Source organism: Candidatus Symbiopectobacterium sp. (assembly GCF_020054415.1).
Taxonomy (GTDB): Bacteria; Pseudomonadota; Gammaproteobacteria; order Enterobacterales; family Enterobacteriaceae; genus Symbiopectobacterium.
Genome location: NZ_JAHWCO010000350.1, coordinates 1 through 1,568, shown reverse-complemented (window position 1 = coordinate 1,568; position 1,568 = coordinate 1). Strand labels below are relative to the sequence as shown.

Annotated in this window: 2 protein-coding genes; both read left to right on the top strand. The window is 51.5% G+C overall.

Annotation, left to right across the window (positions count from 1 at the left end; translation table 11 throughout):
• The first annotated feature begins 214 nt into the window (after window positions 1–214).
• Window positions 215–442, top strand: coding sequence for a hypothetical protein (locus QZ506_RS10380; RefSeq protein WP_291970921.1), 228 nt, complete (start codon window positions 215–217; stop codon window positions 440–442).
• Window positions 443–451: 9 nt separating this feature from the next.
• On the top strand, window positions 452–1,393 hold the full coding sequence (locus QZ506_RS10375) for a DUF2184 domain-containing protein (protein ID WP_291970920.1): 942 nt from the start codon (window positions 452–454) through the stop codon (window positions 1,391–1,393).
• The last annotated feature ends 175 nt before the right edge of the window (window positions 1,394–1,568 follow it).

The window sequence follows — 1,568 nt, the reverse complement described above, 5'->3', positions numbered from 1 at the left end:
GTCCAGTGAAACGACGGATTCTCGCAACGCAAAATCATGCAGTTAGGCCTCATGAGAAAACTGTACACCTGAGGGGAAAAGCATTTTCTACCAAAACTGGCTTGGCAAAACAGCATGACTCACTATTATTCAACAAAGCCCCTCAACACCTGACTGGGTACGCCAGATCGGCAAGGGTAAAAACTTCCCCGGCGATGCCCTGAAACGCGGTTATATGATCGTTAGCGTCGGTGGGGATGCCTCTAAGGTTACCAAAGGTGGTGTGGTTTATGTTCGCGTGGCGAATCCGACCGATACCAGCCCTATGGGTGCTTTCCTTGTTGTCGAAGAAAAAACCGGCGACGGACAAAGCGCCACCGTTAATACGGCCATTTTGCCAAATGCGCAGTTTACCGGAGCCGGTGACGCTGATGGCAACGTTGAAATTTCATACAAAATCTAAGAGGCAACCATGCTGACATTTGACCAACGCACTGTGGACGGTACCGGTGCATTTCTTGTGGGGGAACTGGAGAGTCTGGATCCGACCCTGAATTTACCGCTGGTGGGTTATACCTGTTCGCGTGATGTTCCGTTCCGTGAAGATGTTTCTATGGCTGATGATATTTCAAGCTGGACTAACACCAGCTTTGGTGCGGCGGGAAGTGGTGCTAATCCCAACGGTAAAAACTGGATCGGCAAGGATTCTACGGCGATTGTCGGAATAAACGTCAATATCGATAAAGACGGTAACCCGCTTTCTCAATGGGGAATGGAGCTTGGCTGGACGGTCATTGAATTACAGGCCGCACAGCAGGTTGGTCGCCCCATTGACGCGCAGAAATATGATGGTATGCAGCTTAAGTGGAATATGGACGCCGACGAGCAGGTTTATATCGGTGATACCAGCCTCAGCGTTAAAGGGCTGCTGAATCTTGACAGGGTGCCAGTGAGTAACGCGGTTAGACCTTGGGCGCAGTCAACCCCCGATGAGATCCGGGGCAGTATTAACACGCTGCTTACCCATGCCTGGAAAGCCTCCACCTATTCGGTTGTGCCGACTGATTTACTGCTGCCGCCAGAGCAGTTTGCTTATCTGGCATCGGTGATTGTTTCTTCAGCCGGTAATCAGTCACTGCTGACCTACCTGACAACCAACACCATTTCCTATCACCAGAATGGTGTGCCGCTGGATATTCGCGCAGTGAAATGGCTGAAAGGTCGCGGTGTCTCCGGTAAAGATCGCATGGTGGCTTACACCAACGATAAAAAATATGTGCGTTTCCCGCTGGTACCGTTGCAGAGTATTCCTGCGCAGTATCGTGGCATTTACCAGATTGTGACCTATTACGGCAAGCTGGGTGCCGTCGAGCCTGTGTACCGCGAAACGCTGTCTTATTGTGATGGCATCTGATAACCGGAACGGCCCCACTCCGGTGCCGGAGCACACCTGAATGACCAAAGAAAACTTGATTGCCATTACTGTACACACGCCCTTCAGCCTGACGCTGGCCGATGGAACGGTACAGGATTTTCCCCGTGGACGGCATAACGTATCCGCGCCAGTAGCAGAACACTGGTTCACTCAG